The 13484-nt window shown below is 55.5% G+C and carries 12 protein-coding genes and 1 tRNA gene; 11 read left to right on the top strand and 2 right to left on the bottom strand.

Features of this window, described 5'->3' with window-relative positions:
• Positions 1 to 30 precede the first annotated feature (30 nt).
• Both MMC1_RS17175 and MMC1_RS20605 read left to right on the top strand, forming a co-directional pair.
• Positions 31 to 1587 carry a hypothetical protein gene (locus tag MMC1_RS17175; RefSeq protein ID WP_011714901.1) on the top strand — a complete coding sequence of 519 codons (1557 nt, stop codon included), beginning with the start codon at positions 31 to 33 and terminating at the stop codon, positions 1585 to 1587.
• Positions 1588 to 1844: 257 nt separating this feature from the next.
• Positions 1845 to 3902: an ATP-binding protein gene (locus MMC1_RS20605; protein ID WP_011714900.1), complete on the top strand. Its 2058-nt coding sequence runs from the start codon at positions 1845 to 1847 to the stop codon at positions 3900 to 3902.
• Positions 3903 to 4268: 366 nt separating this feature from the next.
• On the opposite strand, the gene MMC1_RS17165 is transcribed toward MMC1_RS20605, so the two are convergent.
• Together MMC1_RS17165 and MMC1_RS17160 are read right to left on the bottom strand one after the other, a co-directional pair.
• Positions 4269 to 4345: transfer RNA gene (locus MMC1_RS17165), tRNA-Pro, on the bottom strand.
• Between the two features lie 130 nt (positions 4346 to 4475).
• Complete coding sequence (locus MMC1_RS17160; RefSeq protein ID WP_011714899.1) at positions 4476 to 5471, bottom strand: polyprenyl synthetase family protein; 996 nt, start codon at positions 5469 to 5471, stop codon at positions 4476 to 4478.
• A gap of 309 nt (positions 5472 to 5780) precedes the next feature.
• Between MMC1_RS17160 and MMC1_RS17155 the strand changes: the two genes are divergently transcribed.
• The 9 genes from MMC1_RS17155 (at position 5781) to MMC1_RS17110 (ending at position 13437) form a co-directional block, all read left to right on the top strand.
• The gene (locus tag MMC1_RS17155; protein ID WP_011714898.1) at positions 5781 to 6377 is read left to right on the top strand and encodes a Maf family protein; all 597 of its coding nucleotides are present in this window, start codon (positions 5781 to 5783) and stop codon (positions 6375 to 6377) included.
• Positions 6378 to 6592: 215 nt separating this feature from the next.
• Positions 6593 to 6898, top strand: a complete 306-nt coding sequence (gene rplU, locus MMC1_RS17150) for a 50S ribosomal protein L21 (protein ID WP_011714897.1) — start codon at positions 6593 to 6595, stop codon at positions 6896 to 6898.
• Positions 6899 to 6921: 23 nt separating this feature from the next.
• Positions 6922 to 7182: a 50S ribosomal protein L27 gene (gene rpmA / locus MMC1_RS17145; protein ID WP_011714896.1), complete on the top strand. Its 261-nt coding sequence runs from the start codon at positions 6922 to 6924 to the stop codon at positions 7180 to 7182.
• A gap of 343 nt (positions 7183 to 7525) precedes the next feature.
• On the top strand, positions 7526 to 8689 hold the full coding sequence (gene obgE / locus MMC1_RS17140) for a GTPase ObgE (protein ID WP_011714895.1): 1164 nt from the start codon (positions 7526 to 7528) through the stop codon (positions 8687 to 8689).
• A gap of 2 nt (positions 8690 to 8691) precedes the next feature.
• A complete protein-coding gene (gene proB, locus MMC1_RS17135; RefSeq protein ID WP_011714894.1) occupies positions 8692 to 9825 on the top strand; it encodes a glutamate 5-kinase in 1134 nt (377 codons plus the stop codon).
• A gap of 510 nt (positions 9826 to 10335) precedes the next feature.
• Complete coding sequence (locus tag MMC1_RS17125) at positions 10336 to 11607, top strand: glutamate-5-semialdehyde dehydrogenase (protein ID WP_011714893.1); 1272 nt, start codon at positions 10336 to 10338, stop codon at positions 11605 to 11607.
• A gap of 2 nt (positions 11608 to 11609) precedes the next feature.
• Positions 11610 to 12284, top strand: coding sequence for a nicotinate-nucleotide adenylyltransferase (gene nadD, locus MMC1_RS17120; protein ID WP_011714892.1), 675 nt, complete (start codon positions 11610 to 11612; stop codon positions 12282 to 12284).
• Positions 12281 to 12961, top strand: a complete 681-nt coding sequence (gene rsfS, locus MMC1_RS22100) for a ribosome silencing factor (RefSeq protein WP_011714891.1) — start codon at positions 12281 to 12283, stop codon at positions 12959 to 12961. Before nadD ends, rsfS begins: the two co-directional genes overlap by 4 nt.
• Positions 12958 to 13437, top strand: coding sequence for a 23S rRNA (pseudouridine(1915)-N(3))-methyltransferase RlmH (locus tag MMC1_RS17110; RefSeq protein WP_011714890.1), 480 nt, complete (start codon positions 12958 to 12960; stop codon positions 13435 to 13437). The genes rsfS and MMC1_RS17110 overlap by 4 nt, the downstream gene beginning before the upstream one ends.
• The last annotated feature ends 47 nt before the right edge of the window (positions 13438 to 13484 follow it).

Below are 13484 nucleotides of genomic sequence, written 5' to 3'. Positions count from 1 at the left end.
CGGAGCGGCCTTTTTTTTGGAGTCGACACCATGCTTTGGATCTTCTGGTTGGTGGTAGGGGTGACAGTGCTCCTACTCACGGCAACGGGTGCGCTGCTCTACCGTTGGAGCGTGCCCGGTGCCATCAACAACCCTTTGGCCTTGCAGCTAGGGGCGGGTTATTTTAGCGCCATGGGGCTATGGATGGTGGTCAGCCGACTGCTCAGTTGGCCGCTGCCAGCGGGAAGTCTGGGGTGGCTGCTGGGGTTGGGGTTGTTGACATTGAGCGGGCTGTTGTGGTGGCGGCGGGCCGATGGTTTGCTGGTGTGGAAAAAGCTGCGTAAAGCGGTGGATGGCGAGGTGCTGCTACAACTGGGCGCAACCCTGGTGTTGGTATTGGCCCTGCTGCCATGGAACATGCCCGTGGTCGAGCCTCAAGCTGGGGCCGGTGTGGCACTGACGCAGTTATGGAGCGAGCAGGCCAAGCTGAGCGTGTGGATGGTGAGCCATCAGCAATGGCTGGGCACGGCCAACTGTGTGTTACAGAGTTGGCCAACCTTGCTAGGGGTGACGGCCACCAGTCAAACGGCATGGCTGGCGGCCCATGGCTGGATGTTGGGCCTGACCCTCTTTGGCTTGATGCGTTGGTTTGGGCTCAAGGGTAATCGGCAATGGATGGGGCTGGCGGTGGTGATGGTTGGGCAGAGTTGCTGGAGTCTGCTGCCAGTGCAGATGCAGCTGGGGGGGTTGCAGCTGCTGGGTTTGGCCGATGGTAATAGCCTGCTGTTGCTGGGGGGGCTGCTGGTGTGGTTGCTGTGGTTTAATGATCGCTTAAAACAGTCTGCACCGCTGCGTCTATGGGATCTGCCCATGCCCGCCCTGTTGCTGCTGCTCTGCGCCATTACGGTGCCACTGCTGTGGCCGGTGGTGGTGGTGCCGCTGTTGGGATTTTTGCTGTGGGCACGTTGGCGCTACCACTGGTCTGGGCTAGGCTTGATGCCATGGTTGACGGGGCTGCTACTGGTGGTGCTGGTGGTGCTGGGCTTGGGGGATGGCCGTCAAGCCCACGCCGTGGTTGAAAACCCGCAAGGGGCTTGGCAGTGGCAACCGGAGCATGCCCCCATGCAGGTGCTGCCCACCCTATGGAGCGATACCACCACCTTAGCCCGTGTCGCCATTGAGCCGGGGGTGGTGCGTCACCTGGATCAGTTAGAGTCGGCGGCGTGGCATCAGCTACGGGGCCTGTTTTTCCCCTTTGTGGGTATGGTGCTGATGGCTGTTTGGGTGATGACGGGGCAAGAACATGCGCTGGGTCCACCCCCTGAAGGGCGGGTACTGGGGGCCCGTGAAGGCCCCTATACCATGCTGGTGGCTGGGATGTTTGCGGTCTCCTTCACCATGCTGTTGCTGTTGGGGCAGGGCACGCCAAAATGGTCCATGACCCCCATTCTTTTACCCGCGAGTACACTGGGACTGCTGTTTTTTGTGGTGGGACTCAAACGCTTTCTGGCGGGCCTCAACGGCTGGGCGCGGGAGTTAATGTGGGGCACCCTGCTGGGTGTCACCCTGTGGGGTCCCGTCACCCACCTGCTGGCCCGGCTGTTTTAAGCCCGATCCTGCGGTTTGTCGGCAACGGCGATGGTTGGGATCGGGTTCTGTAGTGGAGGTGAGCCTGCGTCTGTTTATAGCCTAGCTACCCGTTTGCGCCAGGGAGGCGTGTGGCTGCGCTGGGTTGGAACCCATTATGGAGATCGAACAGGGTCGCCGCTGCGATCCATTTTAGCACTGTTATTGCAGCGGAGTAATCCGGTAGAATCGTACCCTTGTGTTGAAAATAGGTGGATCATTAAACACGATGGGTAACCATGGATCGAGCAAGCACATCCACACGTAGCTTTAGGGCACCAAATCGGGTGGTGCTCTCAGGGGGTTTGACCCTGCTGTTGAGTCTGTTGTTAACCGGTTTATTGGCTGTGCAGGAAAATGGCCGCTACCAAAACCAGTTGCGGGTAACCGTGTTAGAACAGCTCAGCCAACTGCGAGGTCTTTTAGAAAATGAGATTAATCTTAGCTTTCACCTCACCATGGGTCTGCTGGCCTATGTGGCCATTGAGCCAAACATAAGTCAGCAAAATTTCCAGCTTATGGCCCGCGAAATCATTGCGCAGAGTCGCAATATTCGAAATTTAGGTTTGGCCCCTGACAATGTGCTTAGCTACATCTATCCCCTTAGCGGTAACGAGCGGGCGTTAGGGTTGGACTATCGCAAAAATGCCAAGCAGTGGCCTGCGGTGCAGTTGGCCATTAGCGAACGGCGTACGGTGGTGGCCGGTCCGGTAAAATTGGTGCAGGGTGGGGAAGCGTTTATTAGCCGAACACCCATCTATCGCACGGGAATGGATGGAAAAAAAGGGGCTTACTGGGGGTTGGCAAGCACGGTCATTGATAAAGATAAGCTGTTTACTACGGCGGGTATCTATGAGGTATCCAAGCAGATTAAACTGGCCATTCGTGGGCGTGACGGGCTGGGGGCGCAGGGAGATCTGATCTCGGGTGAGGGTGAACTGTTTAATGAGCGAGCTGTCCTGCAAAATGTGCAACTGCCCGATGGTCGTTGGCAATTGGCGGCCGAGCCCTTAAACGGGTGGGATCAGGATTCGCCCTATGTGCCCGTGATATGGGGTGCCGGTATTGGGGGAGGAATGCTGGCTGGTGGGTTGGTCTACCTGTGGTTGATTGGCGTGGCGCGGCACCAACACATCCTGCAACAGGCCTTGCAGGATGCCCAGGCGGCTGATCGGGTAAAGAGTGAATTTTACGCGACCATGAGCCATGAGATTCGCACCCCAATGAACGTGGTGCTGGGCATGAGTGATATTCTGCTGGAGACGGTGCAAGAGCCTGAACAGCGCCAGCAGTTGGCCCGCTTGCAACAGGCCGGTAGTGCCCTGTTGGAGTTGATCAATAATATTTTAGACATATCCCGCATTGAGGAGAAGCGCTTAACCCTCCATATGGCGCCTATGGATTTACGGTCTTTGGTAGAGGATCTGCTGGGTTTCTTTCAACTCCCTTACCATGAGAAAGGGATCGCGCTGGTGAGTGAGTGGGAGCAGGGCTTGGCCACCCATATTTTGGGGGACAGTGGACGGCTAAGGCAGGTATTGACCAATCTATTGGGGAACGCTCTTAAATTTACGGAGCGGGGGCAGGTGGTGGTGGTGGTGCGTCGGGATCCCGAGGATGCCACCTACTTACGTATTGAGGTTAGGGATAGCGGGATTGGTCTACATGCCGATCAGCTTTTGCATATTTTTGATAAATTTACGCAGGCTGAATCGGGTCTGACGCGGCGTTATGGTGGCAGCGGTTTGGGTTTGGCTATCTGCAAGCAGCTGGTGGTGTTGATGGGGGGGCGTATCTGGGTAGAGAGCGAGGATGGGGTGGGTAGTTGTTTTATCTTTACCTTGCCCTACCAGGAGGTTACAGAACTTGAACGGCGGCAGATGCAGGATGAAGCGGCGGAGTGGTCGGTTGATGTGCCGCGCAAAGTGTTGCTGGTTGAGGACTCTGTGGACAACCAGCAGCTTATTGTCGCTTATTTAAAAGCTAGCCCTTATCAAGTGAGCATTGCCCAAAATGGTGCCGAAGGGGTGGCGATGGCCAAACAGGATGCCTACGATCTTATTTTGATGGATATGCAGATGCCGGTGCTGGATGGCTATGCGGCGACGCGCTCCATCCGCCAGTGGGAGCGGCAGCAGGGGCGCGAGCCGGTGCCCATTGTGGCGCTGACGGCCCATGCCTTGGAGGGGGATTTAGAGAAGAGCATAGAGGCGGGCTGTAGTCTCCATTTGACCAAGCCCATACGCAAGGCTCAACTCCTTAACCAGCTGCGCGGCTTTTTTAAAGAGGCCCCTTAAGGTTAGCGGGGGATTTAATGTTTAAGGACTCGAACGTAGTGACCTGTTCGCCCCGATCGTTCGTGCAAATGTCCGGTTTGGTATCGTTCATAGGGTTATGTATAGGCTGATAAAATTTAAAACTCAATGAATCTTCATGACTCGGTTTATGTCCGCTTGGGGTAGGGCGTAAAGGGGAAACCGTCATGACCCCTGTAAGCCAGACCCGCTGGGGAAGAAATGCGCATCCCAGCGCTTTGGTGTGTCATACAGGGTATGTTGCGATGCTTGGTATGGCCACCGCTCCCCATGGGCTCACCCCCATGCTGAAAACAGAAAAAGCAGCTAGGGCGGTAATCCCTAACTGCTTAAATCTTATGAAATACATGGTCGGGGTGATAGGATTTGAACCTACGGCCCCTGCGTCCCGAACGCAGTGCTCTACCAGTCTGAGCTACACCCCGAGGGTCATTTTTGAAGAGGCCCTAACATAGACCCGTTGTTAAGTGGGGTCAACGGAAAAATCGGTTGCTGCGCCAAGCGCTGCGATACCTACGCCATAGGCGCAAAAATACCCGTTGCATGGCCCGTTGCTTAATATTCCCGATCCACCGAAAGGTCGGCCAAATCCATCAGTGCTTGGCGCTCGGCACTCTCCGGCAAGGGAGCCAATGCAGCTTTGGCTTTAACAATCAACGCGCGGGCCTGGGACATGGTGTAGTCCAGCGAACCATGCTTGGCAATCAAAGCACGGGCATGATCAAAGCTGCTCTCATCCTGCTCTTCATCCTCCAAACAGCGCCGCCAAAAAGCTTGCTCTTCCGCATCGCCTGAGCGGAAAGCGTGGATCACCGGTAGGGTTATCTTACCCTCCTGGAAATCATCCCCTACATTTTTGCCCAGTTTTTCCGTCTCGGCCGAGTAGTCCAGCAGATCATCCACCACCTGATAAGCGGTGCCCAACATCATGCCATAATCATACATGCGCTGGGCAATCTCGTCGGATTGATCCGCCACCACCGCCCCCAACTGCGAAGCCGAGGCAAACAGCGAGGCCGTTTTGTGGCGAATCACATCCAGATAACGCTCTTCATCGGTGGCCAGATCATTGCTGGCCACCAACTGCATCACCTCGCCCTCAGAGATAATGGCGCAGCAGTCGGAAACAATGCGCAAAACCCGTAAATCGCCATGTTCAACCATGATCTGAAACGAGCGGGAAAAGAGAAAGTCGCCAACCAAAATGGGCGCCTTGTTGCCCCATACCGAGTTGGCGGTTGCCTGTCCCCGGCGGGTGTTGGACTTATCCACCACATCATCATGCAGCAAGGTTGCGGTGTGAATAAACTCCACCACAGCCGCCAGCAGCGCATGGACATCGGCTTTTTGATACCCAAACAGCTTGGCTGTTACCAAGGTCAAAATGGGGCGCAACCGCTTACCGCCGCTGTTAAGAAGATGATCCCCCACCTGGGTGATCAACTCAACAGGGGAGTTGAGCTGTTCCAAAATGACTTCATTGGTGCGCTGCAAATCCTGTTCAACCAGGCTACGCAGACGAGCCAAAGCTTCGTTGGTCTGTTGGGCCATAGGGTTTTAGCCGTCCCATTCATTTCAGTAGGCTTGAATCCTTCTGGTTTCAAGCAGGGTTCTCTTCTTTGATAGAGGAGATCAAAGTCAAGGGAACATACGGAGTATCACAGCCCAAGGTCAAGGGCAAATTGCCAAGGCAGCGGCACCATGTTGTCATTTTTGGGGCGACAGCATGGCGCTTTTTTGAGATAACAACCGCACTTTATAATCACTAGGCAACAGAGTATAGCATATCCATAAAATAATATGCAGTCTGCATTCGGCAAAGAGAGAAAGAGCAGCCTGTTTACAGAGGGGAGATATGCCATGCAAGCGTTACCCGCGTTGTGGTGGCTTAATGGCGAGGTGAAGGTCTGTTTGGCGTCGGCCTCACCAAGGCGGTTGGAACTGTTGCGGCAAGTCGGTCTAGATCCGATGGTTAACCCGGTGGCGTGCGATGAGACGCCACGCATCGGGGAGGATCCCCAAGCCTATGTGGTACGCTTGGCGCGGGAAAAAGCCCGGTCTGGGGCTGTGGCGGGGCATCTAACCTTGGGTTCAGATACGGCGGTGGTGGTGGATGGCGCAATTTTAGGAAAACCACAACACCGCGCCGAGGCCATAGCGATGGTGCAACGGCTGGTGGGGCGCTGCCATGAGGTGATGACCGGCATAGCGGTCTGCGATAACAAGGGGCAGATCTTTAGCGATGTGGTGATCACGCAGGTATCTATGCGCGAGGTCGCGCCTGGAGAGATTGCCGCCTATGTGGATTATGGCGAGTCTATGGATAAAGCAGGGGGTTATGCCATTCAGGGCATGGGCGGTTTTTTGGTTAATCGCATAGAAGGTTCCTATAGTGCGGTGGTGGGGTTGCCGCTGGTAGAGAGTTTGGCGTTGCTGCAACGTGCCATGCAGGGGTGAAAAAGGGGGGTGTTCGTGTGACGTGTGTGGGGATTTCTCTTGACTTATTTTTGGCGTTCATGATAATACACGAACCTTTTTACAGGTCTGGCGGGTCCGAGAGTCGGTTCCCAAGCGCTGTGGGCGAAGGTTTTAAACGACTCAGCCCTTAGGAACAGGCTTTTAGACCACAGTTATAACGCATTGAAATAGATGCGTTTTTGGAGGAATGATCGATGTATGCGGTAATTCGTACCGGTGGTAAGCAGTATAAAGTGTCCCAAGGTGACGTCCTGCGTGTTGAGACAGTGGCGGGCGATGCTGGCGGCGAGGTGATCTTTGATGATGTGCTCATGGTTGGTGGTGATGAGGGTCTTAAGGTAGGTGAGGCGACTGAAGGCGCCAAAGTTACCGGCACCATCATTCGCCAGATGCGCGACAAGAAGGTTATTGTTTTCAAGAAAAAGCGTCGTAAGAACTATATCCGCACGCAGGGTCATCGTCAAAATCTGACGGTGGTTCGCATTAGCGGCATTTCTTAAGACGGGTATAGAGGAGAGACGTCATGGCACATAAGAAAGCTGGCGGTAGTTCCCGCAACGGGCGTGATTCAGAAGGTCGTCGCTTGGGCGTTAAGAAGTACGGTGGCGAAAACGTGATTCCTGGTAACATTCTGGTGCGTCAGCGCGGCACCAAAATGTGGCCTGGCGTTGGTGTGGGTATGGGTAAAGACCACACCTTGTTTGCGCTGGAGGAGGGTCGAGTGGCCTTCACCATGCGGCGCAACCGTCAATATGTAAATGTGGAAGTTGCGGCGGCTCAGTAAGCCGTTGTGAGCTGCGGGTGGTGAGCATTCGCAACGCAAGGATGATGGGGAAACGGTTTTAGGCCGTTTCCCCGTTTTCTTTTGCAGGGGTGCTGTTTTATGCTGCTTGTAAAGTGGCTATATTTGGTCTGGGCCAAGCCACCGTTAGCGCTGTTTGACAGGATCAACCTTGTGACCAAAGGATCTTTCGGTACAGGGTAGAAAAATGCAATGCCTACCCCTTTGATCTACGCAAGGCGTTGTCTGCCGAGACTTTTTTAGCCCATGCTTGAGGGTCAGCGATGGCTGGTCACGCTTGTTAGGGCATTTTCTGAATCTCCACACCTACCACCATCTGGACATCATGAAATTTCTAGACGAAGCGAAAATCTACCTAAAATCCGGCGACGGCGGTGGCGGCTGCATCTCGTTTCGGCGGGAAAAATATATCCCTTTTGGTGGGCCGGATGGCGGCGATGGGGGGCGTGGTGGCGATGTTATTTTTCAAGCCGATGGCCACCTGAATACGCTTATTGATTTTCGCTACAAGCAGCATTTTAAGGCCAAGCGGGGCACCCATGGCATGGGCTCACAGTGTACCGGTGCCTCGGCGGAGGCGCTGATCATCAAGGTGCCGGTGGGGACCATTATCCGGGATGATGCCGACGGCACCATATTGGTGGATATGGTGGAGGATGGTCAGCAATTTCTCGCCTGTAAGGGGGGGGATGGTGGCCGGGGCAACATGCATTTTAAGAGTTCCACCAACCAAGCCCCGCGTCGGGCTGATCCGGGTTTTCCGGGTGAGGAGATGTGGGTACGGTTGGAGATGAAATTGCTGGCCGATGTGGGGTTGGTGGGTATGCCCAATGCGGGCAAGAGCACGCTTATCTCCAAGGTCTCTGCGGCGAAACCCAAGATTGCGGACTATCCTTTTACCACCTTGCAGCCCAATTTGGGGGTGGTACGGGTGGAGATGGACCACAGTTTTGTGATGGCGGATATTCCGGGCTTGATTAAGGGTGCCCATGAGGGGCACGGGCTGGGTATGTTTTTTTTAAAGCATATTGAGCGGTGTGCGGTGTTGTTGCATTTGGTGGAGATTGATTCGCTGGAGGATGATGATCCGGTGAGCCGTTTTCAGACCATTGAGGCGGAGTTGGCGGGTTATTCGGAGCAGTTGGCGCAGAAGCCGCGTATTTTGGTGCTTTCCAAGGCGGATTTGTTGGGGGAAGAGGATCGCCAGGTGGTGCTTTCGTGGTTTAAGGAGCGGTTGGGGGAGGCGATGCCACCGGTCTTTATCCTTTCGTCGGCCACGGGAGAGGGTATTGAGGCGTTGGTTTATCATGTTGGTGGTATGGTTAAACAGTGGCGGTTAAAGCAGGGCAAGGTGGGTCATGCCTTGGAGGATGCTCCGACCCGTGCGGGCAGCAAGGCGCTACGGGATGAGCATGCTCCGTCGTGGCAAGATGACGATGATGACGACGATGATGATGATGGTGTGGAAGTTATTTGGGTCCGGGAGTGAGTATGCGTGAGGCTACGGAGGCGTGGCAGCGTGTGGCGGCTGCCCAGCGGATAGTGGTTAAGATTGGTTCAAACTTGCTGACCACCAAGGATGGGGTGTGCGAGGATTGGATTGCGGCCCGTTGTGCGGAGATTGCGGCATTGATGGGTCGTGGCAAGCAGGTTGTGGTGGTCACGTCGGGCTCGGTTGCGGCGGGGGCGTCGCGTTTGGGTTTGGGGCGGCGTCCGGCAACACTGCCAGAGAAGCAGGCGGCGGCGGCGGCGGGTCAGGGCAAGTTGATGCAGATTTATGAGCAGGCTTTTAACACCCATGGTTTGCATACGGGGCAGATATTATTAACGCGGGATGATGTGGCGAACCGGCGTCGTTATTTGAATGCGCGGGATACGTTGGAGACCTTATTAACCTTGGGTTTGGTGCCGGTGGTTAATGAGAATGACACGGTGGTGGTGGAGGAGATTCGGTTTGGTGACAATGATACCCTGGCGGCGTTGGTGGCGGGTTTGGTAGAGGCTGAGCTGTTGGTTTTGTTATCGGATGTGGATGGTTTATACAGTGCGGATCCCCGTAAGGATGAGAGGGCGCAGCGTATTGAGTTGGTGGTGGAGGTAACGCCGGAGATTGAGGCTTTGGCGGGTGGTACCGGTTCGGAGGTTGGCTCTGGGGGTATGGTAACGAAGTTACGGGCGGCGAAGATGGCGGCGCGTACGGGGTGTATGACGGTGTTGGCCAATGGTTTTCAGGCGGATCCTATCGGGGCGGTGATGGGGGGTGGTGTTGGTACGCTCTTTTTATCGTTGGGGGATGCCATTAGCAGCCGCAAGCGTTGGATTGCCAATGGTTTAACGTGTGAGGGTAGTCTATTTTTGGACGAGGGGGCGGTTGCGGCTTTATTAAAGGGCAAGAGTCTCTTAGCGCGGGGTGTGGTGGCGGTTGAGGGTGTGTTTGATCGGGGTGCGGCGCTCTATTGTTGTGATGTGCAGGGGCGGCGGATTGCCAAGGGGTTGGTGAATTATCGCAGTGATCATATGGAGCAGATTAAGGGTAAGCATAGTTGGGAGATTGAGGCGGCCTTGGGTTTTATTATTGATGAAGAGGTGATGCATCGGGATGACATGGTGCAGTTGGTCAAGTAGGTTAGGGGGGGTGTGCATGCCCCTATAGCCAGGGAGTCCCATTATTAAAAGGGATTGGGGGGGCTGGGGGGACGCTCTGCTTGCCCGCCCAGCGGGTCTGGGCAGCGCCCAGTGGGGTTTGGGGCGAAGCCCTGAGATCTTTTGATTTTTTTTATCTTTTAGCCCCGTACCGGTTGGACAAGGGTGCAGGGGTTGTTTAAGAGAGCACGGGTTTTGTAGGCGCGCGGTACGGGGCATAGGGTAGCGATGTCACGCGTCAGCGTGGCGGGCGGTTGGGCGCACGGGCGCTGGGTGGAAACCATGCATAAGGATTTAAAAAGCCTAACAGCAAAAAATCACAAGCAAAACCCTGGAGGGATAGAGAATTCCCCCCCCAGCCCCCCCTCAAACTTTTTTTTGAGCGTAGAAGCATTAAAAAGTAAGGTGCAAGCGTGGGGGGACAGCGCAAAAAACGCAAAAGCGTACATAATGACGTAAAGCGGCATAAAAACCAGCGAACAAGGCAATACCATGAGCAACGACAGCATCAAACTCATCGACGAAATCGGCAAAAAAGCACGCAAAGCTGCCCGTCAACTGGCTTGGTTAGACTCCGGTAGCAAAAACGCAACCCTACACGCCATGGCCGATGCCCTGATCGCCTGTAAAAAGATCCTCCAAGTAGAAAATGAAAAAGACCTGGAAGCCGGTGAAAAAAATGGCCTGACCGACGCCATGCTCGACCGCCTGCGCCTCACCGATCAAGTCATCGCCAGCATGGCCGAAGGCATCCGCCAAGTGGCCGCTCTGCCCGACCCCATCGGCGAAATCAACCATATGCGTCGCCTGGCCAACCAGCTGCAAGTGGGTAAAATGCGCGTGCCCCTCGGTGTGATCGGGATCATCTACGAATCCCGCCCCAACGTCACCGCCGATGCCGCCGCACTCTGCGTCAAATCAGGCAATGCCGTTATCCTGCGCGGTGGCTCTGAAGCGTTTCACTCCAACCGCGCCATCGCCGCCGCCCTCGCCCAAGGTATGGAAAAGGGACGTGTGCCCAGCGATGCCGTGCAAGTGGTAAGCACCACCGACCGAGCCGCCGTCAGTGCCCTGCTAAAAGCCGATCAATATGTGGATATTATCATTCCACGTGGTGGTAAAGGATTGATCCAACGGGTCATGGATGAAGCAACCATCCCTGTCATCAAACACCTGGATGGTATCTGTCATACCTATATTGATGCCGACGCTGACCCCGCTAAAGCCATTGACATCACCTTTAATGGCAAAATGCAGCGTACCGGCGTGTGTAATGCCACCGAAACCCTGCTCATCCACGAAAAGGTCGCCAAAACCATACTGCCCGCCCTGGCTAAACGGCTCAACCAAGCCGACTGCGTGCTTAGAGGCTGCCCCGAAACCATCCGCTTGGTGGGCGAAGTGGCCCCCGTCATCCCCGCGACAGAGGAGGATTGGGATACCGAATACCTCGCCGCAATTCTCGCTATCCGGGTGGTGAAAAATCTTGAAGAAGCCATGGACCATATCGACGCCCATAGCTCACGCCATACCGAAGTTATTGTGACAGAAAACCACGCAACCGCCATGCGTTTTGTGCGCGAAGTGGACGCCTCCGCCGTCATGGTCAACGCCTCCAGCCGCTTTAATGACGGCTTTCAATTCGGCTTGGGCGCAGAAATGGGCATCTCCACCGATAAACTGCATGTGCGCGGCCCCGTCGGCCTGGAAGGACTGACCTGTGAAAAATGGATCGTGCTGGGCGATGGTCAGTTGAGAAGCTAACCATGGTTACCGCATTTCGCCAACATCTCGCCCGGCGTATCGGTATCCTAGGGGGCTCATTTAACCCGCCCCATCTAGGCCACCTGCGCTCCGCCATGGAGGTGATGGAAGGGTTGGGGCTCGACGGTATGCAGCTTATCCCCAGCGGGGCCCACCCCTTTAAAGGGCGTGAAATGCAGGCAACCCCCGAAGAGCGGCTGGATATGGTACGCCTGGCCGTAAGCCGCGAACCCCGCTTTGAAGCCAATGATATCGAAGTGCTACAAGATGGCGTAGGCTATACCATCGATACCCTACGTAGCCTCGCACGCAGCCGCCCTACCATCGAGTGGGTGTTGGTGCTGGGTAGCGACCTGCTGAATGAACTACACCTGTGGAAAACGTGGCAATTGCTGATAAAGTACGCCCACCTGTGTATTATGACCCGACCCGGTTATATCGTGGATCTGCAACAGACCGAAGCCGGACGCTTTTTGGAACCTTTCATGGTGCAGAGTCCCGAACTGCTCTACCGTGAAGAGATGGGACGTAACGGTGTGATTATTCAACCGGTTACGCCAATGGGAATTAGCTCCACCGCCATGCGCGAAGCGCTGGTGGCGGGGCGCAGTATCGACTATCTCACCCCCACACGGGTGGTGAACTACATACAGAAGCAGGAGCTGTACCGCCCATGAGCGACGTTAAGAGCGATGACCAGATCAAGGCAGAGATCACCCAAGCTGCCCATACCATTCAAGCCAAGTTGGATGATAAAAAGGGCGAGGATATCGTGCTGGTGGATCTGGAAGGCCGCTCAGGATTGGCGGACTTCTTTATTATTGTCACAGGCCGTTCCACCACCCATGTTCGCGCCTTGGCCGACGAGGTAGACCAAGTAGCGTCGCAACTTAACCTACCTACCATCGGCGTCGAAGGGGTGCAAGAAGGTGAGTGGGTGCTGATGGATTTTGGCGATATTGTGGTGCATATCTTCCGTGAAGAGGTACGTGCCCACTATAACCTAGAAAAACTCTGGAGTGCCGAAGCCTCCTCGCCCCACCCCTCTAAAGCACTGGCCCAACAAATCGCCCACCGGGATGCCGAAAACCCCTGGCACGCCGCCGACCTGGATGCATCCACATGGGATGCCGACGATGATGGCCAAGGGGGCGCCGATAACGATTGGGACGGCGACGACGATGAGGAACGCTGGGACGAAGAGGATGATGAAACCTGGGATGACGACGAAGCAGAAGAGGATGATGCCTGGGATGACGACGAAGCAGAAGAGGATGATGCCTGGGATGACGAAGACGATGAAGACGATGAAGACGACGAGGCAGATGAAGCAGATGGGGCAGGCCGTCGGTGAGTCGGTTTCGCATTCTCTCTGTGGGTCGGGGCATGCCCAAGCATGAGAAGGGGCTGTTTGACGACTATGCAGGGCGCATGAAACGCTATGGTGGTCTGGAGCTGGTGGAGATTGCCGAAGGGCAGCGTACCGGCAAGGAGAGCCCGGCGACCCGCAGCAAAGCGATTGCGGATGAGGGCGAGCGCATTTTGGAAAAGATGGATAAGCGTCTCTGGATGGCCCTCGACCGGGGGGGCAAACTGTTGGATAGCGAGACGCTTGCCGCTCAGCTACTCCGGTGGCAGGAAGCCGGTGATCGGGATGTTGGACTGATCATCGGCGGCCCGGATGGGTTGCATGAACGGGTTTTACAGGGGGTAGCCTTTAAACTGGCCTTTGGTCCCATGACCTTTCCCCACATGCTGGTGCGGGTTATGCTGGCTGAGCAACTCTACCGCGCCATGACCCTACAACATGGGGTGCCCTATCACCGCTAATGGGTGGTTGATCAGGGTACGTCCTCCCCCCCAAAAAAGCTCTTCCA

It is taken from the genome of Magnetococcus marinus MC-1 (genome assembly GCF_000014865.1).
Taxonomy (GTDB): Bacteria; Pseudomonadota; Magnetococcia; order Magnetococcales; family Magnetococcaceae; genus Magnetococcus; species Magnetococcus marinus.
Note: the sequence above shows the minus strand (reverse complement) of the source record. Positions and strands in the feature narration are given on the sequence as shown.

What these genes read in the sequence shown, in the direction of transcription:
- MMC1_RS17175 (WP_011714901.1), top strand. Translation starts at nt 31, where the DNA reads ATGCTTTGGATCTTCTGGTTGGTGGTAGGGGTGACAGTGCTCCTACTC.
- MMC1_RS20605 (WP_011714900.1), top strand. Translation starts at nt 1,845, where the DNA reads ATGGATCGAGCAAGCACATCCACACGTAGCTTTAGGGCACCAAATCGG.
- MMC1_RS17160 (WP_011714899.1), bottom strand. Translation starts at nt 5,471, where the DNA reads ATGGCCCAACAGACCAACGAAGCTTTGGCTCGTCTGCGTAGCCTGGTT.
- MMC1_RS17155 (WP_011714898.1), top strand. Translation starts at nt 5,781, where the DNA reads ATGCAAGCGTTACCCGCGTTGTGGTGGCTTAATGGCGAGGTGAAGGTC.
- rplU (WP_011714897.1), top strand. Translation starts at nt 6,593, where the DNA reads ATGTATGCGGTAATTCGTACCGGTGGTAAGCAGTATAAAGTGTCCCAA.
- rpmA (WP_011714896.1), top strand. Translation starts at nt 6,922, where the DNA reads ATGGCACATAAGAAAGCTGGCGGTAGTTCCCGCAACGGGCGTGATTCA.
- obgE (WP_011714895.1), top strand. Translation starts at nt 7,526, where the DNA reads ATGAAATTTCTAGACGAAGCGAAAATCTACCTAAAATCCGGCGACGGC.
- proB (WP_011714894.1), top strand. Translation starts at nt 8,692, where the DNA reads ATGCGTGAGGCTACGGAGGCGTGGCAGCGTGTGGCGGCTGCCCAGCGG.
- MMC1_RS17125 (WP_011714893.1), top strand. Translation starts at nt 10,336, where the DNA reads ATGAGCAACGACAGCATCAAACTCATCGACGAAATCGGCAAAAAAGCA.
- nadD (WP_011714892.1), top strand. Translation starts at nt 11,610, where the DNA reads ATGGTTACCGCATTTCGCCAACATCTCGCCCGGCGTATCGGTATCCTA.
- rsfS (WP_011714891.1), top strand. Translation starts at nt 12,281, where the DNA reads ATGAGCGACGTTAAGAGCGATGACCAGATCAAGGCAGAGATCACCCAA.